Below are 21359 nucleotides of genomic sequence, written 5' to 3'. Positions count from 1 at the left end.
CGACTGCGTACACTGTCGAAACAATACCCCCTTCTTTCAACCCAATACTGTTTTGTTGCATTTACAGCATCGCCTTCAGTTAAATACATTTCATCTGATACATTTGAGAAATAAACCCAATCGGCGTTGGGTGCTGGTACTAGTGGTATTGAATCGCCAGTGTCATATGTGTATTTGTAATCTCCGCCGTAGGTTGGTTCTACATTTACTAGTTGCAAGTATGGTGAAGCATCAGTTCTAGTTTTCATCGCGGCTTCGGCTTGGTCCAGTGTTTCATACGCCTGGCCCTGATATCTAAAGAGCTTGTCAGCGGCAAAGGAGGTTTGAACACCTGGAGGTGATAACAAGCCAAAAAGGATGATGAGTTTAACTATTGGTTTAACTACGGAATTCTTATCAGAAAGGTGCATGATTATTACCGACTTCTTAACTGCCAATAGAGGAGTTAACGGACAATCTGAGTAACCCTTTAGGGTTTGTTGTTTTTAATGTGCAGGTTGCTGACTAAATAAGTAAAGTTTCTGTCCTGAGCAGAATGTTCGCCGGATATGGGGTGGTGAACGGGAATTTCGGGAGCTCACAATAATAATAATTTTTTCAACTCCCCCTTGTGCTGAACCCATCATGGTGTATACTGTCCATAAAAGCACTGTCCATTAATTCACTGATCAAGAAATCACCATGAAAGATTTGACAGAACGGCAAGTAGAAGTACTGGATTACATTCGCAGTATGATTGAAATCAACGGGATGCCCCCCACGGTGGCGGAAATTGCAGCAGCTTTACAGCTTAGTTCCACCAATGGTGTGCGTGGACATTTGCAGGCGCTGGAACGTAAAGGGGCAATTGAATTGTACCCCGGAACCTCCAGGGGTATTCGGGTGTTGGACGAGGTGGCCGAAAGGGGGTTGCCGGTTGTCGGTCAAGTGGCAGCAGGCAGCCCCATCCTTGCGGAGCAACACATCGAAGAGTACTGCCAGGTTGAGGCCGATGTATTTCATCCCAAGGCTGACTATTTATTGCGAGTGCACGGTCAGAGTATGTGTAATGTCGGCATTTTAGACGGTGATTTGTTGGCGGTGCATCGTCGTGCAAGCGCACGCAACGGTCAGATCGTTGTGGCGCGCTTGGAAAACGAAGTCACCGTCAAACGGTTTAAGCAGAAAGGTCGTATTGTGTATTTGCTGGCGGAAAACCCCGATTATGAACCCATTCGAGTGAATTTGGCGCGCGAACCGTTTGCCTTGGAAGGGATTGCGGTGGGTGTTATACGGCAGTTATAGAGTTTAGACAGTTATAGGGTTTAGACCGTTATAGGTTGGATCTCAATATTTACAGCTTAGAGCATCAGTTATGAATGAACAATTGCAGCAGTTATTGCGTAACAATCAAGCTATTTGGAAAGCCGGTGAAGCCGTTGCCGATCAGCAAAGAGGCATCCCCAGTGGTTATCCTTCTTTGGATGCGATTTTACCCAATCAAGGTTGGCCTACGGGTACATTGGTGGAAATGGTAACCCCATGTTGGGGCGTAGGTGAGCTTCAGGTGTTGATGCCCATGATTCGGTCCATGACCCAGGCTGGACAATATGTTTTATGGATTGCACCTCCCCATGTCCCTTATGCGCCCGCCCTGGTGCAGGCGGGAGTGGATACCCGGTATATTATTTTGGTTACCCCGGATGCCAAATGCCAGGATACTTTATGGTGTATCGAAAAAGCCTTGCAGTCGCAAGAATGTGCTTTGGTATTGGCCTGGTTGGATTGGTTACCCAACTCCATGGTGCGTCGTCTGCAATTGGCGGCAACCGCCAGTAATACGCTGGGGGTATTGTTTCGCCAACGTAATGTGAAGGATTCGCCATCGGCATTGCGTCTGCAATTAAGCTCTGGCAAGGATGGAACCCATATTACTGTATTAAAAGCGCGCCGGGGTTATCAGTATCAGTCGGCGACACTCGATTTTATCTGTCATTGAGTTCCGGTCTTGCGCCTTAAGGGAGTCCTCACACGTATGAGCAACAGAGCGGACACCATTTCGGAGGCCATGGCTTCGAGAACCACGGCTTCGAGAACCACGGCTTCGAGAACCATGGCTTCGAGAACCATGGCTTCGAGAACCACGGCTTCGAGAACCACGGCTTCAAAAGCCATCGCTTCTAACCCGGTTTCGTTCTCAATGTTATACTTAGTGTTGCTCTTGGCTGCATTCTCAGTTTTGTTCTTGGCTTTACTCGCACTCTCACCCTTACTCTCACCCTTACTCTCACCCTCAGTTTCGCTCGCCCGGTCTGTTTGAGGCTTTCCCCATGGATAAGTCTACACGGGTATTGCCTTTTGATTTCTCGTCGGTGGAAAAACCTGCACATACCCGCACCGTTTCAGTGCGGGAACTGTGGATGGCGATTGTTTTCCCTCGTTTGGCCTTGGAACTTTATAGGCCTACCTGCTCTCAGTCTATTGCTGTTGTTGAACAAGTGAAAGGACGGGGCGTGGTAGTCATGGCTTCTGCTGAGGCGGAGTGTCACGGCGTGGTGCCGGGCATGAGTGTGAGCGCCGCTTATACTTTGTGCCAAGGGCTTAAAACCGTCGCTTATGACCCTGTCGCTATTAAAAAAAAACTACAACGTTTGGCCGCATGGGCCAATGGTTTCAGTTCAAAAGTACATGTGCAACTACCACAGACTTTATTGCTGGAAGTGCAGGGCAGTTTGCGTTTGTATGGTGGTTTGCAAGCGCTGCAAAACCATATTAATGAAGACTTACGCCAGGGGGCTTATACCTTTCAAGTAGCCGTAACACCAACACCTATTGCCAGTTTTTTACTGGCTAACAGCGGTCGGGCCGTGGTGGTACAACAGATGGATTCTCTGCGCTCGGTTTTGGGGGGGGTTCCCATCGAGGTTTTACCCATCCCCGCGAACAAAAAAAAACAGCTGTACAATTCCGGGCTGCGACGGTTGCGGGATGTGTGGCGTCTGCCTAAAGCGGCCCTGGCACGGCGTGTTGGACCCGAATTGTTGTTGTATCTCGAACGGGCCTTGGGGGAAGCCGCAGATTTACGGGAAAGTTATCGAGCGTCAGAACGCTTTGAAGCTGCTTACGATTTAAGTTATGAGCTGAATGATAAGCGACAGTTGTTGGATATGTCCGCAACCCTGTTTGCCAAACTGGAAAAATATCTGTGGCGTCGGGATTGGCTGCTGTACGGTTACAGGATGCGTTTTTTGCACCATACCCGAGAGGCTACCTGTATTCGTATCGCTTTGCGTTATCCCAGTCGGGATCAGCAGCATTTACAAGCTTTGTTGCAAACTCGTTTGGAACCCATGGAGTTACAGGCTCCGGTGATTGGCTTGTTGTTACAAACGCGGCAGTTTCTGGCACACGAATCCCACAGCGACTCATTGTTTACGACCAAGGCAGGAGGGATGGGGGGGCAAGGGGCGCAGCAAAGCAGTCTGGAGCAGTTGTTACAACAATTGCAGACTCGTCTGGGTGCTTCCGCCATTCAATATCTGCATGCTGTGGCGGAACACCGGCCCGAATACGCTGTACGGGTGTCTGCCGATGCGTTGTCCTCCTGTATGGCTGAACAACTGAATCGCCGGCCTTTGTGGTTATTGCCCACTCCCCGGTTATTGCGTTTTCGGGCAGGGAAGTTGTGGTACGAAGGTGAACTGTCCTTGTTGTCCGGTCCGGAGCGGATTGAGAGCGGTTGGTGGTCCGGTGCTGATGTGCGCAGGGATTATTATATTGCCGCCGATCAACAGCATCGGCGCTTGTGGGTCTATCGGGAACTGCGTGGCGACAAAGATTGGTATTTGCAGGGTTTGTTTGCGTGACTGGCTTGACTGATTTTGCTGACCCCATTCACTCGGCTCATTCAAGTCACTTGTCCTATGTTGAGCTTCATTGTATCAGCAATTTCACTTTTTTAAGGGGGGCGTCCCATCCCGAGGAGTTAGTGAGCCAAGCGTTGCAATTGCACTATCATGCCTTGGCGCTGACGGACGAATGTTCGCTGGCCGGTGTGGTGCGGGCTCATGTGCTGGCCCGGCAGCATCAGTTTAAACTGATTATTGGCAGTGAATTTGTGCTGGAAAATGGAGTTCGCTTGGTGCTACTGGCCACGGACCGGCTCAGTTATGGACGTTTATCCCGTTTGATTACCGTGGCCCGGCGCAATGCCGCCAAAGGTGAATACCGCATAAACCAGGCGCTGTTTGAACAACACTGTCCCGTGGGCTGCCTGGCTTTATGGTTGCCCGATATCGCAGCCACTGACTTCGCCGCACAGGGCCTGCGGTGGCTACAGGGTTTGTTTCCGGGAAAAACCTGGATAGCGGTGGAGTTGTTGTTGGGGGGCCGAGATCGGCAACTGCTGCAACAGTTACAGCAGTTGGGGCAAGAACTTCATATTCCTTTGTGTGCTGCGGGTGATGTGCATATGCATCATCGTAGCCGTAGGGCCTTGCAGAATGTATTAACCGCCATACGCTTGGGAAAACCCGTGTCGGAGCTGGGTTATGAACTACAGGCCAATGGTGAACGGCATATGCGCAGTTTAAAGCGGATAGCGCAGTTGTATCCACTGGAGTTGATCCGGCAGACTGGGATCATTGCCCAACAGTGCCATTTTTCCCTGGATGAATTGCGTTATGACTATCCCAGTGAACTGGTTCCGCCCGGATATACGGCCAATGGCTGGTTGCGACAGCTAACCGAACAAGGGATGCAACGTCGTTGGCCGCAAGGGCCCAGCAAAAAAGTGTTGGGTTTGATTCAACACGAACTGGATTTGGTTCAGGAATTAAAATACGAGCATTACTTTTTAACCGTACATGACATTGTGCTGTTTGCCCGTTCTAAAAATATTTTATGTCAGGGCCGGGGGTCGGCGGCCAACTCTGCTATTTGTTACTGCCTGGGGATTACCGAAGTGGATCCGGGGCGCATGGATTTATTGTTTGAGCGGTTTATTTCCCGCGAGCGTAACGAACCGCCTGATATTGACGTGGACTTTGAGCATGAGCGGCGTGAGGAGGTGATTCAGTATATTTACCATAAGTATGGTAGAGAACGTGCCGCGCTGGCCGCTACCGTCATTACCTATCAGCCTCGCAGTGCGGTGCGCGACGTGGGTAAGGCTCTGGGTATGAGCCTGGATCAGGTGGATCGTTTGGCCAAATCCATCTATTGGTGGAACAACAAAGAGTATGCCGAAGAAGAACTGCAAGCCAATGGCTTTTCGCCGCAAAGCCCGGTGATTCGCCGATTGATTTTTTTGACCCGAGAGATATTGGGTTTTCCCCGGCACTTGTCCCAACATGTGGGCGGGTTTGTGATCAGTGAAAGCCTGCTGTCTACATTAGTGCCGGTGGAAAATGCCTCCATGCCCGGGCGTACCGTGATTCAGTGGGAAAAAGACGATCTGGAAGCGCTGGGCTTATTAAAGGTGGATGTTTTGGCCTTGGGTATGCTCAGCGCCATACGCAAGGCGTTGGCTTATATCAGTGAATGCGATGATCGTACCATAACGCTGGCGGATATCCCGGCTGAAGATCCGCGAGTTTATAAAATGATACAGCAGGCCGACACCATTGGTGTGTTTCAGATCGAATCCAGAGCTCAAATGAGTATGTTGCCGCGGCTGAAACCCCGTAACTATTATGATTTGGTTATCCAGATTGCGATTATTCGTCCGGGCCCTATTCAAGGGAATATGGTGCATCCGTATTTGGCGCGGCGCAATGGCACTGAAGCGGTGACTTATCCCAATGCGGAAGTGGAGCACGTACTGCAACGCACTTTGGGTGTGCCCATTTTTCAGGAGCAAGTGATGCGTTTGTCTATGGTGGCCGCCGGTTTTAGTGCCGGTGAGGCGGATCAGTTGCGCCGTAGCATGGCGGCTTGGAAACGTAAAGGCGGCCTGGAGCAGTTTGAAGCAAAACTGTTGCAGGGCATGCAGCAACGGGGCTATAGCGAAGCCTTTGCCCGGCAGATATTCCAGCAAATAAAGGGCTTTGGTGAATACGGTTTTCCCGAATCCCATTCCGCCAGTTTTGCCTTGTTGGCTTATGCGTCCTCCTGGATTAAATATCATTATCCCGCTGCGTTTACTTGTGCATTGCTCAACAGCCAGCCGATGGGATTTTATGGCGTGTCGCAATTGGTGAACGATGCCCGACGTCATGGTGTCACCGTACTTCCGGTGGATGTGAATCACAGCCGTTACGATTGTCATTTGGAAAAAAAATCATCCGGCTTTGCCTTACGGCTGGGATTGCGTATGGTGAAAGGCTTGAGTCATAGGGCTGCGCATGCCGTATTGCAAGCGCGTAGTGTACCTTTTAACAGCGTTCAGGAGTTGATGTCTCGGGCGGCGATTGCGCGTAAGGATTTGGAGTGTTTGGCCGCAGGAGGCGGACTCAATGCGCTGGCCTCTGATCGGCATCGAGCTTATTGGGCGGTCAGCGATGTGAGCGTAGTGAATGCGGCCGCAACAAACCCAATTGGGACGACTGCTGCCTTGTTTCCCACCGGGGAAACCGAACCCGAGTTCTTGTTACCCAAGCCGACCGAAGGTGAGAATATTATTGCCGATTACGCCTGTTTAGGCTTGAGTTTGGAGCGTCATCCTTTGAGTTTATTGCGTTCTCGTTTTGAGCAACGCAAAGTGTTATGTGCTGCCGCTTTGTGGGCTTGTGCTAACGGAGCATTTGTTGCCACAGCAGGGTTGGTGATATCCAGACAACGACCCGGATCAGCCGCCAATGTGATGTTTGTGACTCTGGAAGATGAAACGGGCTATGTCAATGTGGTGGTGTGGCCCCGTTTGGCCGAACGTTGCAAAAAAGCGGTATTACGTTCCCGTTTATTATGGGTACAGGGGGTGGTGCAAATAGAGGATGGGGTATTACATCTGATTGCGCGGGATCTGCGGGATTTAAGTAGCTGGCTGGGCCGTTTGGACAATAAATCCCGGGATTTTCACTAATGCAATTCCAAAAACTGTATTATTTTCAAGGATGTTTTCATTAAAATGGATAAAATGTTAAGCTTTGGTTTACGATTGAATGTTTTGCGTTCAATTTCTTTTCATTTTACCCAACCTGGGAAATGCTTATGGATAAAAACAAAGTCACCATCAGCCCCAGTCAGGCTAAGTTGGTATTAAAATCACTGCGGGAAGTGGAAGATCGCTTGCACGTGGTGTGTCGCATTTGTGATGACAGTCAGGAAATCAAAGATGCCGAAAAACAACTGGCGGAGCTATCCAAGTTAATTGAGTCAATCGATACGCAAACCAAGTCTCCCAAACCCCCTGTTAAAAAACGCAGCAAACGCAAATCCGTGACCAATTGAATCCCAAAGTGTGAATTTTTAACAGTATTTGGATCGTCCCTTTGCTACATTTAAATAAGGATCCCATGATTAATTTTCGGGTGAAGTGCGAATAACTGTAACAATATTGAAATACGTTGAGTGGCTCAACCGTGTAAAATCAATAGGGTAGCCTGTTAATGTTAACGGGTTACTTTATGAAAGCGATGTGGCGCGAAATTCGCACTGCATTATTTATCTGTTTGTGTATTTGAATTGCAGTAATGTTTGATCGATACGAAATACTTCCAATTCCAGGATTTAGTGATCCTTTTAGTTCCATTACCCATTTAGTGGCCGCTGCTGTATTTTTTGCATTGGGCGTGGTGCTGGTGCTGCGTGGAAAGGGTAGCGTCAATCGCCAGATAATGTTGGGTTTGTTTGTATTTTCTGTTGTGTTTCTGTTGTCCATGAGCGGGGTTTACCATCTCCTGGCACCGGGTGGAACAGCCCGTGATATTTTGCAGCGCATGGATCATGCCGGTATCTTTTTTCTAATCGCCGGTAGTTTTACTCCCGTGCATGGGGTGTTGTTTCGCGGCTGGCGGCGTTGGGGTATTTTATCGCTGGTATGGGCTATTGCTATATGCGGGATTGTTTTCAAATCCATATATTTTCATGAGATGAGCGAGTGGCTGGGCCTGAGTATTTATTTGCTCATGGGCTGGATTGGCGCACTCACGGGTTTGTTGCTTTACCGGCGTTACGGTTTTCAATTCATCAAATTATTGATCTACGGTGCTTTGGCCTACACATTGGGTGCCGTACTCGAATTTCTGCGCTATCCTATCATTGTGCCGGGCGTGGTCGGACCGCATGAGTTATTTCATGTAGCGGTATTATTCGGTATCGGTTACCACTGGGCATTTATCAACAAATTCTCCGATGGCATAACGCCACCATCAAAATTGTCGCACGCATAGCCCCGCTGTAGATTCACCATCGCTGTGTTCGTGCAGTCTGTCGCCTATATTGATGGACCGCTTTTTTCCCATGTGTAGCATTAGTAAAATTAGCAAAGACCGGCTTCGATTTTTTCCTTTCGTCCAAGTGTGCTTTTTTATGGAGGGCTTAGGTGATTCCCGCAGTGTTCGATTGAGATATTCTGAGTCAGAAAACAAGATGATTGAGTTGGCATACGATAAGAATCAAAATAAGTTTATCCGCACAAACTCTGATGTAATGTGAAGAGAATAGTGTCCTTTTATTGCGGCCACAACACACCAAGTGCAACTGTAGCTTGGGTTAATGCGTGAGCTGCTCGTGTATGTGATGTTTATGTATGTGTAGGGTGGAATAGTTTACGTATTCCACCGAGCAGACTTAATGCCTGCTCATAACAAGCGAAAACCACTTCCTTGGATTCAATTTTCCGCTTTGTCCCACGGGCATGTGTCAAGCTCACTTCGGCCATAACACCACCATAGAGATGATTGCCCACAGCACCACCGTGGAGCTTAAGAGCCAATCCTGAAAGAAGGCGTCGGCGGGTGATTCACCGGCGTTGTGGGTTTCCACCACGTACCAATAGCGGAACAAGCCAAACAGTACCAGCGGTATGGTCAGCACCAATTTTGAGTTTTCTGTTACAACATACAAACTGTAAAATACCAATGCGCCTGTGGCGGACATTTCGGCGTAACGCTGCACCAGCGTTTCCGAATACAGTTTCAATACCGGTCGTTGCAAATTTCCGGAACACAGTTCCTGTTTGCGCTTGATGGCGGCCAGATATAAGGCCAGAGTAAAGCCGGTAATGAACATCCAATCGGATAATGGCACCTCAATGGCGACGGCTCCGGCGTACATGCGTAACACAAAACCCGAGGCAATGGTAAATAAATCCACGATAGGGAAGTTTTTGAGGCTGTAGGTGTAAGCAATGGTGAGGAGTAAATAGGCCAGCAACACCAAGCCCAACTTTGCATTGACGATAAAAGCGGTGGTAAAAACAGTAAGCGTCAAAATGATGGCAACGAGTATCGCCTGTTTCACGGTGACGCGTCCCGATGCCAGGGCCCGGGTTTTGGATTTTTTCGGGTGAGTTCTATCCTGTTCCAGATCGTGAATGTCGTTAACGATGTAGGCAATAGAGGCGCAGAGGCAAAACAACAATACCGCCAAGCCCAGGTCAATTACCGCATCATTCTCGAGAAAGCGACCGGAGAAAATAATCGGGGGTACAACAAATATATTTTTAATCCATTGTTTGGGGCGCAGCAGTTGCCAATAAGCACTCATGTTTCAGTCTCACTTATTCGAAGCGGAGTCCAACTGGATGAGGTAGTTCGCCACTTTGTTTTTGTCATAGATGGGTAGGTCCGTATTGCTTTGTGCTTTGATGAGAACAATGGAAAGACGGTCAACATACACTACTTGCCAATTATTATCGATAAGCAGGCGTTTGACCAGACGGGGAACGCGTCCCAGTACGGGCTGTTGCAGATAAAACAGTACCGTATTGACCTGGTATTTGTTAAATACGTCGGCGTAGTCGCCATTCCAGGCGCGGCCGTATTCTTTATACACCGAATAATCCAGATTACGCTGATCGATGAAGATTTTGTATTGGGGGGATAAAGCCCAAGAGGCGTAACCGCCGTATTCAAACGCGTTAAAAAGGTTTTCCGCGGGTCGATTCTTCTGAATGAATTCCACGGCTTTTTGGGGAATGTAAGCTGTTTCCAATGGTCCTTTCCAAACAGCGCTACGCAGTATGGCAAAGCTCCCCAGGACAAATAAGGAAACCAACAGCAAGGAGACAAAAACCTTGCGGTGTTTTTGCACCAGCTCATGGCTGGTTTGGGCGTAGTATTTGGCGCCGATAGCCAGCAATAAAAAGCAGAGAAAATGGCTGAATCGAAATGTGGCAAAACCTTCATAGGCGAATCCTGCGGCAAGAACCAGATGGACGGCTTGGGGGCGTGATGTGCCGCGTATGAAGGCTTGCCAGAAGAAATATGCGGTCAACAGCGTGATGGCGACGCAACCGAAAAATATGTGCCACGCCTGATACAGCTTGGAATATTTCCACAAAGGAAAAAACTCATCGATAACCTGCATGAAAGGGCCTTTGAGTTCCACAAAATTGGCTAAAAAAGCATTGGCCCCGTTGGGATTAAGTAGTGTAATGAGTATGCCGGTACTGCATACGATAATCAGCAATTTCAATTGCTGTGGTGTCAGAGAGTTCTTCCCTCGGATGGAATGAATGATCGCGAAGAAAAGATAGGTAAATAAAATCACCCAGCCGATAATAAAACCCCGGTGCAGATTGGCCCAGGCCAGCATCACGATAGGGATTAGAACAGCATACTGATGCGGTCGTTGTCCCGCTTTTAATGCATCGATGAACCTTTCCAGTAGATAGAATACCCATACGGCTCCAATAAAAGAAAAAATATGCGGCCGTAGCTCATCCAGGCGAAAAATAATAAAGGGCAGGGGACACAACAATAGAATAGCAAATACCGGGTCCACGTCACGGTAGCGCAAGTATTTGAGCAATAGTATGTATGGGACCAACAATAGTAAGGTTTTATAAAACAACAAGCCCCATATGCCCAAAAGCGAATGGACGAAATAGAACGAAACCTGGCCCAAATAGTACGCTTTAAGTATGACGACTCGACGAATGTCATCATCGCGTGCATAAGAGTAGGTAAAGGGGTCGGTTGAAGGTAGGGATAGTGTGTCCCAAATCCAGCGGCCGTTGTTCATATGCCACCAGAAATCACTGAGCCCCAAGGGGTAGCTGTGAAATAAAAATACCAGGCATAGAAACAGTAAAGACAGCAGTTTCCATTGCCCGGCCGGCGATGGGGTGGGTGTGAGAGTAGAGGGAATTAGTTTTGACCGATTCATATGAGGAGTGGATTATAATTCAAGCGCTTAAAGCTGAATAGAGATAGCGAAGAATTTACCGGGTACGACTTAGGTGCTTTAGCGGATCAGGGATTGTGCTACACTTTTGGCGATTAATTTTTGCGATTAATAACATACGAGCGAATTAAAGGTGCAGCATGGGTTATCGACATTTTTTTCTTATTTTTTGTTCTTTCAGTTTATTGAGTGCGTGCGGTTCCAGCCATAAACAGTACAATAAGCGTACAGCAGGAAAGTTTCCTATTTACGGAAATTGGTGCGGCCCGGATCATCCTGTTGATACCAGTAAGGCACCTACGCCAATTGATCATTTAGATGCATCCTGCCAGGTTCATGATCTGTGTTACGAGGAAAAAGGGTATTTTGATTGTGGTTGTGACGCGCAGTTAACCGCTTCCATACGTCTGGGCTTGGAGCAGGGGGTCTACAAAGGCAGTGAGCGGCATATGGCCCGCACGGTACACAACTATTTTAAGGCGTCACCATGCAATGGCGATACCAAGGATAAAGTAGCACCCACGAGGGTGTTGCAAAAAGCCTATAAGTCCGGTGAGGAAGCAGCCATAAATATATGGAATAAGTTTGCTGATGAAGATGAAACAACGAAATAAGTGACGAGAACGGTAACCCGGTGAGCACAATCATAAATAAACTGGCACGTTTAAGTCGAGCCAGGAAAGCCTGGCTGGTCGTGATTGCGGTTTCCGTAATTGCCTTTATTCGTGTTAGTGGCCGGGAAAATTTATTAGACAACGAGGGTACGGCGGGTAGCGGGGGTAAAACTACTGAGTTATCTCAGCGGCAAGCGCCGCAAGTACATTCCGCTGTTGAAGCAGGAATCCCGTCGCTGTTTGATACCGCACCCGACCGTCAGTCTGCTGTATCGCCTACTCTAGTACAGGATAACAGAAGCCTGGCAGCAAAACCTGCGCCGTTGTCAGGTGCAGATGAGTCGACACAGCTCATTCGCGATTTTATGAGTGCTTGGAGCGGTAAACAGCTTGAGGAGATGGAACGGGTTTGGCAACAGATTACCCAATGCCATGATTGTTTGCTGGCGATTCGTGACTTGATGATGAACCAAGGTGTGCCCAAAGGGATGTTGCTGGAATTGAGTTACCGCATCATTGAGCTTGGAGACCCTATGATGTTGCCGGTGTTTGATACATTAATCAGCGGCGCAGTGGAAAAAAATGTCGCGGCTGTTGTGGTGTTGCAATTGGTGAAAAATGGCTCTGATGCGCACATACGTCAGTTAATGCGTTCGTTGCAAAATCTGGCCGTCTCCGGTGCTGCCCCATTGGCTTCGCAGTTGAATTGGACCTTGACTAAGTTGAAAAACCCAAAGGGAATCGCGCCCATTATGGATGCCTTAGTGCAAACAGGTGCAGCAACGGAATTCAATGAGCAATTGCATACTGTATTAAAAAACATGGTGGCGGGTATGGGGTACGACGAGGAGATGGCATTGGAAATCGTGGATTATTATGGACGCAGTGATCCACAGGCAAAGGATCGCTTAAAGGACATTGTATATCAAAACCCCGCGGTATTGGCCGGCTTGGCTAGCCGAGCCTATAGCGATGGTTTTCATTCAGAGTTTCAGCAGTATGCTAAAGCCATCGCGCAAGTCAACAACGTGAGTGCTGTTGATGGCTTGATGAAATTGCAGAAACAGGTGGCATATTCGCCGGAATATTTTGTTGAACTGATGCACGGTTTGATTGAAAACAAATCCAACAGCGAAAATCTGCGTCGTCTGGAAGATTATTTACGCAACACGGATAGCGATCTTAACACCAAAATTATTGCTGCAGAGGGATTGTTGGCAGTACAGCAAAACCGAGAAGCCGGATATATACTGGAAAAAGTGATTAATAGCTCGAGCTATGATGACACTGAAATCGTCACATACATCCACAGCCGCTTAAACTGAAGTCTTATCGGTCTACCCTTAGGTACTGTAGTGCGCAGCCTATGCGTAGTCCCCCTTGTATTTGCGATTTTACTGACGTTTAAATAGAGATTTGGGATATTGATCTCTACGTTAAAATCAAATATAGATAAGCAATGAGAGACGGGACACTACAGCCAGTGCTGCTGAGCTTCCAAAATCACACCAAATTACGAGTTTAATCTGTGGTTTTTAGGAATCGGCTTACGTAGTTTAGGAATATTACTGAGTCTGTGTCAGTGCTTATATGAGGCGATTTTAAGATAAATATCTATTAATCGCTTCAATGACAAATAAAAAATAACAATGTTCATTGCAGATACTTAAGTGTATTCTATGTAATGTAAGTAAGTAGGGGGTATCGGTTTAATCTTGGAATCGATGCGCAAGATTTTTTCTGTTTGTGTGTGAGGACAAGGAGAAAAAGATGAAGTTTGTTTTTGTTTGGGTGGCACTACTAACGGCACTATTGCTGAATACGTCTGTTCTTGCCGATGAAGGATTTCCGGGGCGCGTTAAGTATCCCAAAATCCCGGTGATGGAATTGAATGAACTTTACCAGGCCAAAAAGAAAGTTGTTATTGTCGATACACGTTCTCAGTACGAATACGAGACACTGCGTATCAAGGGAGCAATCAATATTCCCATCGCTTCAACTTCCTTTGAAGACCAAGTTTTACGGTTGCGTGAGAAAACCGATAGACCCATCGTTTTCTATTGTAATGGTCATCGCTGCATGAAATCTTATTTGTCAGTGAAAAAAGCCCAAGAGGCCAAGGTGAGCAACGTTTTTGCGTTTGATGCGGGTATTTTCGACTGGACCAATGCCTATCCTGCCGAGTCAGAGTTATTGGGACAATCGCCCGTTCGCAAAGACATGCTGATCGCCGGCAAGCGATTTAAAGCTCGTTTGTTGGATCCTGACGCTTTTAGTGAATCCATTATGCGGCGCAAACACAAATCGATGGTGCTGGATGTCAGGGATAAATTTCAACGTGCAGGCGTGGGGTTTTATCCAGGTATGGAGCGGTGGGCCAGCTTGGATGATCGTAAGAAAATAAACAATTTTATCCAAAAAGCGAAAATGGAGAACAAGACCCTGTATATCTATGACGAAGTAGGAAAGCAAGTGCGGTGGCTTCAATATGCCTTGGAACGAGCCGGCGTTAAGGACTACTATTTCATGGAAAAAGGCGCCCGCGCTTATTATGATATGTTGGCCAAGCTAACCTGGAAATAATCTCTCCTTGAAAAGTATTACATTGGGCCTGTTGGACGATCTGAGCCGACAGGCCCGTTCCTCAAAACGCTTAAGAATTAATCACAACCTGCACGATCATCTGGGTGACAAGATTCAGCGCCTGTTGAATGCCATGGAGCCCGGTACCTACGTCCAACCTCATCGGCATAAGGCCGATCGCTGGGAATATTTTCAGCTTATCCGTGGTGAGGCCCTAATAGTATTATTTGATGTCAACGGCAGAGTTGTGGAAAAAATACATCTTAGCCCTGCCAATATTCTGGCCATCGAGATTCCGGGCGGTTGTTTTCACACCATTAGCTCTCTGGCTCCACAAACTGTTTTGTGGGAACTAAAACCCGGTCCGTACCATGCGGATTCAGACAAGGAGTTTGCCCGTTGGGCTCCGTCAGAGAACCAAGAGTCAGTCGGCCAATTTCTTGCATGGTTTGAAAGTAGTCGCAAAGGAGATTTGCCCCCGTCCTAAACGGATTTCCCCCACAAAGGAGGTGGGTGGTTATATCCCCCTTTGTCAAATATTTTGTACTTTCTATCAAATACATAGCCGCTAATTATTTTTCGATCCAGGGCAAAAGTTATTTCAAAATCAGCCGAAATTACGTATAGGCGGTTTCTCTTCAACTTTCGGAGTTTTCCCAGGTAACACCATGAAAATAATGCTTGAAATTAAAGAGCTTAAAAAGGGTATGTACGTATCCGAATTGGACCGTCCATGGTTAGATTCACCGTTTTTGTTCCAAGGCTTCCGTATTACCAATATGCAAGAGCTGGAACAGTTGGGAAATACTTGCAAATACGTCTATGTGGATCCCGAAAAGAGTGTGGTACCCATACGCTCTAAAGGGGTTACCGTGAGGCCTGCATCCCCAGCTTCGGATAAACCGCGGCCAAAAGTAAAACCGGTGGTTGTGACACCATATAAAGCCGATTTTGAATCGGAATTTCCTAAGGCCAAACAGATTTATTTGCAGACTCTGGATCGGGTCAATGATTTCTTTCAGGACGTACGCGTCGGTAAGGCGCTGAATGTAAAGAATATTAAAAAAACTGTTGTTTCAGTCGCCGACAGCGTTATCCGAAACCCGGATGCCCTCATGTTGCTCAGTGTGCTACGGAACCGAGATAACGAGTCGGTGGCTCATTCTGTTAATGTGTGCACCTTGAGTTTGATTTTTGGACGGTATCTGGGATTGGATAAGAAACAATTGCATGAACTGGGAACCGGTGCGCTATTGCATGATATTGGTGAGTCCAAGGTTCCCCGTGAAATATTGTTGAATCACAGCAATCAAACGGCGGAAGAACGAAAGTTGATGGAGGATCACACCCTGCACGGTGTGGTTTTACTGCAAAGAATTAAAGGATTACCGCCGAGCACAATAGAAATTGCTCGGGATCATCACGAACGCGTCAATGGCTCAGGCTATCCGCAAAATTTGCAGGGTAGTCAGTTGGGTTTGTTCACCAAAATGGTGGCCATTGTGGATGTTTATGACAGTGTCACTTCCGGATTGTATGGTAAACCGTCCATTACCAGCGAAGAAGCCTTAAAGAACATGTACGTGTGGCGTGAAGAGCTGTTTGATGGAAATTTGATTGAGAATTTTATTCAGTGCCTGGGAATTTACCCCATTGGCAGTGTGGTGGAGCTGGATCGTGGTGATATTGGCATTGTGATTTCCGCTGATCCTGCCAAACGCCTGTTTCCCCGTCTTATGCTGGTAAGGGACAAGGAAAGAGAGCCTTACGAGCCGCCTACGGTCATTAATCTGGACCATTTCCGCGACAAGGATACCTCCTACGAAATTCGTCGTGTTGTGAAACCCGATGTTTTTGGAATTGACGTGCGCAACTACATATTGCAGGAATTAAGTTTACAGGCTTGATTACTCGTGCCAGCGCTCGAACATAACAGCACACCAACATAGCAGAACATAGCCGCACACCAACACACCTCAAGCTAATCGAAGTGATTAGCTCAACCAAAGCACACAGATAAGCGAACGAAAGTTTGGAAGTGTGTTTGAAGTGTGTTTAAAGTGTGTTTAGATATTTGTTAAGAAGCTATAGTCTAGAGGCAAACGCTAACCGGCATATTTTGGGCCGGTTGAAAATGGCACGATGTTATCATCATCATCGTCATCATACTCTTCTTCTTCATTATCCCGGTTGACCGCTCCGTAGACATGTACGGCAGTGGATTTACCTCTGATGTGTTGTGACCCGAGGTCCACGAAACGATCTTGAGAGTCCCTGTTTAATTCTTGATACACTTCCTTAGAAGTAATTAGTTGATAGCCCAGGCGTTTGCTGAGGCCGTCCAGTCGGCTGGCGGTGTTTACGGCATCACCGATAAAGGTATATTCATAACGATCCGCTGATCCGATGGTGCCGGCTGCTGCTAAACCTTTGTGTACGCCGATACCGATATGGAAGGTACTGCCATCGCGCATTTTGATGGAATCGGAGTGCATCAGTATATCCCAGGCGGTATCAATGGCGGCCTGAATGTATTCCTCGTTGTTATCAATGCCGAAGACCGCCAAGATGGCATCGCCCATGAATTTGTTTATGATACCGCCGTGTTCGGTGACAATATCGGAAATCTTGGTGAAATAGGCATTGAGGAAGAAAATAACTTCTTCCGGTGGTGTGTTTTCCGCATAACTGGTAAATTTACGTAAATCGCAGAATAATATTGCAATTTCATATTCTTGTCCCTGTTTCAGGTCCTTCTCGTCACCGGTCAGCAGCTTATGCATAATGTCGGGGCTGACGATTTTTTCCAGGGTTTGTTGCGCTTTTTGTTTTTCCCGCAATTGATAAATCATGGAGTTGGTTTGATGAGCGATGACACCAAACTCATCCCGGCTCAATACCGGCACCAAGGACTCCAGATTTCCTTCTTCCACGTTACGAAGTACGGCCAATTGGGTGTCAAAGAAGTGTTGTAGATTGATGGAGAAAGAATAAATCAAACGTACTGTCAAACTGACAATGAAGCCGATAATGAACAGAGTATCAACGATGAACGCTTGTTTTAGATCATTCATCGTCAGATCCAGCAAAGAACCTTCCAGATTAATATAGCTGTACGCTGTCATGGCAATTGCAATGATGACAACCAGTACGGTAACACTCAGAAACAGATTTAAACGATGAGCTACTGCTGATGACGCAGCGTTTAATTCATAGCCAAATCGCTTGGACTTGACGCATAAACGTTCGCGATTGAGGGCATTGTCTATACTGGCAAAATATCCCAGAATGGCTGCCCAGACAAAGAACTTTAGCGCAACCAGTTGAGGAACTTGATAGTAAAAATATTCAATGCCTGCGATGCTGGTGGCGATGACGGTATACAGAGATAGATCAACAATGAGCTGCCGACGGGGTTGGTCCAAGGCATCTGTGTTGGTGATGCACCATTTTTCGAGCTTTATGTATAATAACGCGGCAAAAAAGAAAGGCGCAGCGAAGCACAGGATCAAGCCTGAGTCCGGGGGAACCTCAAATTGTGTGTGGTTTCTAAACGCGAACACGCTAAGTATCACGATACTTAGCAGGTAATACGCGTAAACCTGGTATCTACTGGATTGCGTCATCGCTATATTTATCGTCCAAAACTTAAATTCAAATAGGGCTGGATTTGTGCTCAAATAGCACCTGAGATAGGATGTGCCATTCGGTAAAAACGGAATATTCGAAATAACAATAGCTTAGAGAGTATTTTTTAAATCATAAACAGTTATTACCGTTGTAAATTTTATGAATCAATTTGCGGTTAAATAACCATAAAAATAAAAGAGTAATTCGGTTTTGTTAATGTCTTTATCGGCTCGTAAGCAAAATATTTTCCGATCGGGAATTCTTCGATCCTACTTCAATGTACGGGTGGTCGGTTTTGCTTTGTTGGTGTTATCGTTGTTAGTGGTTTTTGTGGTCTACTATGCCAAATTATCTCTTAAAAACAACAAGTTAGCAAAAGAGCCGTGGGAATACACATTTCTTATTAACGACATCATGCGGCAGTTGCCAACTTTAAATCCGGTAGAAAATTCCAAGCAATATTTTTACCGTTTGGTTTACAGTCAAACACTGGCGCAGAATGTTATGAGCTATCATTCCCGAGCAACAGCAACGGAAATAATTAGTTATTATCAGTTATATTTTAATGCCTCCAATTATTTGTCTCGTTACGCACCCGGCGCAGAACATGCGGTATCCTTTCGGGGTTTGGGCAACGGGTTTGATGTTTACGTGAAAGAATACGAAACGTATCGCCATGTGTTTATTGAATACTTTCCCTGATTTGGACCTTAGGATTTCAATTTTCCAAACGCCGCAGCCATAGCGGTTTGCGGTGCTGCGGATGGTTTCGACTTGGCTGGTCTCGACTTCGATGTCTTTTGGGCGGGTTTGGATGCCATATCGTCTGCGGTTGCTGAGGAATTCATGCTCAGTGAAATGCGTTTGCGTTGCACGTCCACGTCTAATACTTGCACCTTTACAATATCCCCGGCGCTGACCACCTCATGAGGGTCGGATACAAATTTATCCGACAGGGCGGAAATATGGACTAATCCGTCCTGATGTACACCAATATCCACAAAGGCTCCAAAATTGGTCACATTGGTCACTACACCTTCCAGGCGCATGCCTGCACGTAAATCGGTAATTTCTTCCACGCCTTCCTTGAAAGTGGCGGTTTTGAATTCGGGGCGAGGATCCCGTCCCGGTTTCTCCAGCTCACTCAAAATATCCTGGACCGTGGGGGCGCCAAAGCGGTCTGTAACAAAGGCCTCCACTTTCAAGCCTCGTAACAGTTTTTTGTCGCCGATGAGCTGATGAATTTCCCGCCCCGTGTGGCCAAGAATGTTATTAACCACTTCGTAGGACTCCGGATGTACGGCTGAGGCATCCAGTGGGTTGTCGCCGTTGACAATTCGCAGAAAGCCGGCGGCCTGCTCATAGACTTTTGGACCTAACCGGGGCACCTCCAGCAGTGCTTTTCGATTGGCAAAGCGCCCGTTTTTGTCACGATACTGAACTATGTTTTTGGCTAAAGTGGAATTTAAGCCTGCCACACGGGTTAACAGGGGAGCTGAAGCTGTGTTTAATTCCACACCTACGGTGTTAACGCAGTCTTCTACTACGTTGTCCAGGCTGTGCCCCAGTTTTACTTGATTCACATCGTGTTGGTATTGTCCCACGCCGATGGATTTGGGATCGATTTTAACCAGTTCTGCCAAAGGATCCTGTAAGCGGCGTGCAATGGAGATGGCGCCCCGAAGTGACACGTCAATGTCAGGAAACTCCTCTGATGCCAAAGGTGAAGCGGAATAAACCGATGCCCCGGCTTCGGAAACCACCAGTTTTTGTAAGGGGACGGATTTGCATAATTGGATTAAGTCAGCCGCCAGCTTGTCCGTCTCACGGGACGCGGTGCCATTGCCGATAGCAATGAGTCTGACAGTGTGTTTCTCGACAAAGTGGGCCAATATGGCCAGGGATTCTTTCCACTGATGTCTGGGGGCGTGAGGATAAATGGTTGCCGTATCCAACAATTTTCCCGTCATATCCACAACGGCCACTTTTACGCCGGTGCGAATCCCGGGATCCAGTCCAATCACTGTTTGATGGCCTGCGGGGGCCGCCAACAAAAGGTCTTTTAGGTTGAGAGCAAAGACATCAATGGCCTTTTTCTCGGAATTGTCTCGCAGGGTTTTTTTCAATTCCAATTCCATATGGGTGGACAATTTAATTTTCCAGGCCCAACGAACGCTGTCGCACAACCACTGATCAGCGGCTCGGTTTTGCTGTTGAATCTGAAACCGCCTCGCAATCATGGATTCGGGGATAGTGAAGCTTTTGGGGTCAACATTTTGATCGGGAGACTCAAATACCATGCTGAGCTGCAGCATGCCTTCTTTTTGGCCCCGGAACATGGCTAACATACGGTGTGAGGGAATGGATTTTACTGCCTCCAGGCTGTCAAAATAGTCGGAGTACTTAGCTGCTTCAGTTTCCTTGCCTTTTACCACTTTGGATTGCAGCAAAGCATTGTCCCAGCTGAATTGACGCAGTTCTCCCACTAATTGCGCATCTTCTGAAAAATGCTCCATTAAGATATGTCGCGCACCTTCCAGTGCCTGATCCGCCGATTCTATTTGTTTTTCCTCATTGAGGTATTCAGAGGCAACACGGTGAGGGTCTTGTTCAGGTTGTTGTAAGAGTAGGTGTGCCAGGGGTTCCAGTCCGGCTTCACGGGCGATTTGTGCCTTGGTGCGCCGTTTGGGCATATAGGGCCGGTACAAGTCTTCCAACTGGGTCTTACTGTCCACCGAGTTGATGGCGTGTTCCAGTTCTTTGGTCAACTTGCCTTGTTCGGAGATGCTTTTGAGAACGGTTTGACGTCTATCGTCCAATTCCCGTACATATCCCAGACGTTCCTGCAAATGTCGTAGTTGGATATCGGATAATCCACCGGTTGCCTCTTTACGATAGCGGGCAATGAACGGTACTGTGCAACCCTCGTCCAATAAGCCAATGGTGGTGACTACTGCGTTTAGTGGCAGTTCCAGTTCCTGAGCTAAGCGTTGTTGCAATGTATTCATAGTAAAAGAAAGTTACCGTGTGATAAAACTACATTATTATTAGTGAGTTCCCTGGGCAATATAATATATCTAAGGAAATATTTACGAAACCTCGGGAAATACTATAAAGATTGTGTATTATGGATAATATTTATACATTTTCGCCGTACAGCTTGTTTAAACTGTGCAATGTTTTGACTTTACGGTGAAATGGTATAATGATTCTAATTTTTTGCTGCCACTCTTTAGTGGTTCCGAACAAGGATACGATCGGGAC

At 47.1% G+C, this 21359-nt stretch carries 17 protein-coding genes; 12 read left to right on the top strand and 5 right to left on the bottom strand.

What is annotated here, in order from left to right; translation table 11 throughout:
* Window positions 1-681: 681 nt before the first annotated feature.
* Complete coding sequence (lexA, locus tag OEY58_14025) at window positions 682-1284, top strand: transcriptional repressor LexA (GenBank protein ID MDH5326570.1); 603 nt, start codon at window positions 682-684, stop codon at window positions 1282-1284.
* A 70-nt stretch (window positions 1285-1354) separates the two neighbouring features.
* The gene (gene imuA / locus OEY58_14020; GenBank protein ID MDH5326569.1) at window positions 1355-1978 is read left to right on the top strand and encodes a translesion DNA synthesis-associated protein ImuA; all 624 of its coding nucleotides are present in this window, start codon (window positions 1355-1357) and stop codon (window positions 1976-1978) included.
* Here the strand turns inward: imuA and OEY58_14015 are convergent.
* Complete coding sequence (locus OEY58_14015) at window positions 1972-2154, bottom strand: hypothetical protein (GenBank protein ID MDH5326568.1); 183 nt, start codon at window positions 2152-2154, stop codon at window positions 1972-1974. The two genes, imuA and OEY58_14015, sit on opposite strands and share 7 nt — an antisense overlap.
* A gap of 155 nt (window positions 2155-2309) precedes the next feature.
* Here OEY58_14015 and OEY58_14010 point away from each other — a divergent pair, with 155 nt between their 5' ends.
* The 4 genes from OEY58_14010 (at window position 2310) to OEY58_13995 (ending at window position 8309) form a co-directional block, all read left to right on the top strand.
* On the top strand, window positions 2310-3845 hold the full coding sequence (locus OEY58_14010; protein MDH5326567.1) for a DNA polymerase Y family protein: 1536 nt from the start codon (window positions 2310-2312) through the stop codon (window positions 3843-3845).
* Between the two features lie 50 nt (window positions 3846-3895).
* On the top strand, window positions 3896-7000 hold the full coding sequence (locus tag OEY58_14005; GenBank protein MDH5326566.1) for an error-prone DNA polymerase: 3105 nt from the start codon (window positions 3896-3898) through the stop codon (window positions 6998-7000).
* A 128-nt stretch (window positions 7001-7128) separates the two neighbouring features.
* Window positions 7129-7368: a hypothetical protein gene (locus OEY58_14000; GenBank protein MDH5326565.1), complete on the top strand. Its 240-nt coding sequence runs from the start codon at window positions 7129-7131 to the stop codon at window positions 7366-7368.
* A gap of 242 nt (window positions 7369-7610) precedes the next feature.
* Window positions 7611-8309, top strand: a complete 699-nt coding sequence (locus OEY58_13995) for a hemolysin III family protein (protein ID MDH5326564.1) — start codon at window positions 7611-7613, stop codon at window positions 8307-8309.
* A 478-nt stretch (window positions 8310-8787) separates the two neighbouring features.
* Here OEY58_13995 and OEY58_13990 read toward each other — a convergent pair whose 3' ends face one another.
* Window positions 8788-9627, bottom strand: a complete 840-nt coding sequence (locus tag OEY58_13990; GenBank protein ID MDH5326563.1) for a decaprenyl-phosphate phosphoribosyltransferase — start codon at window positions 9625-9627, stop codon at window positions 8788-8790.
* 9 nt (window positions 9628-9636) lie between these two features.
* The gene (locus OEY58_13985; protein MDH5326562.1) at window positions 9637-11250 is read right to left on the bottom strand and encodes a hypothetical protein; all 1614 of its coding nucleotides are present in this window, start codon (window positions 11248-11250) and stop codon (window positions 9637-9639) included.
* A gap of 158 nt (window positions 11251-11408) precedes the next feature.
* On the opposite strand from OEY58_13985, the gene OEY58_13980 reads away from it, so the two are divergent.
* The 5 genes from OEY58_13980 to OEY58_13960 all read left to right on the top strand — a co-directional run bounded on the left by OEY58_13980 (window position 11409) and on the right by OEY58_13960 (window position 16372).
* Window positions 11409-11882 (top strand): hypothetical protein, encoded by a 474-nt coding sequence (locus tag OEY58_13980; GenBank protein MDH5326561.1) that lies wholly within the window; start codon window positions 11409-11411, stop codon window positions 11880-11882.
* Window positions 11883-11902: 20 nt separating this feature from the next.
* Window positions 11903-13207 (top strand): hypothetical protein, encoded by a 1305-nt coding sequence (locus tag OEY58_13975; GenBank protein ID MDH5326560.1) that lies wholly within the window; start codon window positions 11903-11905, stop codon window positions 13205-13207.
* A gap of 445 nt (window positions 13208-13652) precedes the next feature.
* A complete protein-coding gene (locus OEY58_13970; protein MDH5326559.1) occupies window positions 13653-14465 on the top strand; it encodes a rhodanese-like domain-containing protein in 813 nt (270 codons plus the stop codon).
* 7 nt (window positions 14466-14472) lie between these two features.
* Window positions 14473-14952: a WbuC family cupin fold metalloprotein gene (locus tag OEY58_13965; protein MDH5326558.1), complete on the top strand. Its 480-nt coding sequence runs from the start codon at window positions 14473-14475 to the stop codon at window positions 14950-14952.
* Between the two features lie 181 nt (window positions 14953-15133).
* Complete coding sequence (locus OEY58_13960; GenBank protein ID MDH5326557.1) at window positions 15134-16372, top strand: DUF3391 domain-containing protein; 1239 nt, start codon at window positions 15134-15136, stop codon at window positions 16370-16372.
* 198 nt (window positions 16373-16570) lie between these two features.
* Here OEY58_13960 and OEY58_13955 read toward each other — a convergent pair whose 3' ends face one another.
* Entirely contained in the window at window positions 16571-18091 is a 1521-nt protein-coding gene (locus OEY58_13955) for a hypothetical protein (GenBank protein MDH5326556.1), read from the bottom strand.
* Between the two features lie 220 nt (window positions 18092-18311).
* On the opposite strand from OEY58_13955, the gene OEY58_13950 reads away from it, so the two are divergent.
* Complete coding sequence (locus OEY58_13950; GenBank protein MDH5326555.1) at window positions 18312-18797, top strand: hypothetical protein; 486 nt, start codon at window positions 18312-18314, stop codon at window positions 18795-18797.
* An 8-nt stretch (window positions 18798-18805) separates the two neighbouring features.
* Here OEY58_13950 and OEY58_13945 read toward each other — a convergent pair whose 3' ends face one another.
* Window positions 18806-21103: an RNA-binding transcriptional accessory protein gene (locus OEY58_13945; GenBank protein MDH5326554.1), complete on the bottom strand. Its 2298-nt coding sequence runs from the start codon at window positions 21101-21103 to the stop codon at window positions 18806-18808.
* Window positions 21104-21359 lie beyond the last annotated feature (256 nt).

It is taken from the genome of Gammaproteobacteria bacterium (assembly GCA_029882975.1).
Classification (GTDB): Bacteria; Pseudomonadota; Gammaproteobacteria; order SZUA-152; family SZUA-152; genus JAJDNG01.
The sequence above is the reverse complement of the archived record's forward strand: the minus strand, read 5'-3'. Positions and strand labels throughout refer to the sequence as shown.

Coding starts and splice junctions, on each gene's coding strand:
- lexA (MDH5326570.1), top strand. CDS start 682: ATGAAAGATTTGACAGAACGGCAAGTAGAAGTACTGGATTACATTCGC.
- imuA (MDH5326569.1), top strand. CDS start 1,355: ATGAATGAACAATTGCAGCAGTTATTGCGTAACAATCAAGCTATTTGG.
- OEY58_14015 (MDH5326568.1), bottom strand. CDS start 2,154: ATGGCTTTTGAAGCCGTGGTTCTCGAAGCCGTGGTTCTCGAAGCCATG.
- OEY58_14010 (MDH5326567.1), top strand. CDS start 2,310: ATGGATAAGTCTACACGGGTATTGCCTTTTGATTTCTCGTCGGTGGAA.
- OEY58_14000 (MDH5326565.1), top strand. CDS start 7,129: ATGGATAAAAACAAAGTCACCATCAGCCCCAGTCAGGCTAAGTTGGTA.
- OEY58_13995 (MDH5326564.1), top strand. CDS start 7,611: ATGTTTGATCGATACGAAATACTTCCAATTCCAGGATTTAGTGATCCT.
- OEY58_13990 (MDH5326563.1), bottom strand. CDS start 9,627: ATGAGTGCTTATTGGCAACTGCTGCGCCCCAAACAATGGATTAAAAAT.
- OEY58_13985 (MDH5326562.1), bottom strand. CDS start 11,250: ATGAATCGGTCAAAACTAATTCCCTCTACTCTCACACCCACCCCATCG.
- OEY58_13980 (MDH5326561.1), top strand. CDS start 11,409: ATGGGTTATCGACATTTTTTTCTTATTTTTTGTTCTTTCAGTTTATTG.
- OEY58_13970 (MDH5326559.1), top strand. CDS start 13,653: ATGAAGTTTGTTTTTGTTTGGGTGGCACTACTAACGGCACTATTGCTG.
- OEY58_13960 (MDH5326557.1), top strand. CDS start 15,134: ATGAAAATAATGCTTGAAATTAAAGAGCTTAAAAAGGGTATGTACGTA.
- OEY58_13955 (MDH5326556.1), bottom strand. CDS start 18,091: ATGACGCAATCCAGTAGATACCAGGTTTACGCGTATTACCTGCTAAGT.
- OEY58_13950 (MDH5326555.1), top strand. CDS start 18,312: ATGTCTTTATCGGCTCGTAAGCAAAATATTTTCCGATCGGGAATTCTT.
- OEY58_13945 (MDH5326554.1), bottom strand. CDS start 21,103: ATGAATACATTGCAACAACGCTTAGCTCAGGAACTGGAACTGCCACTA.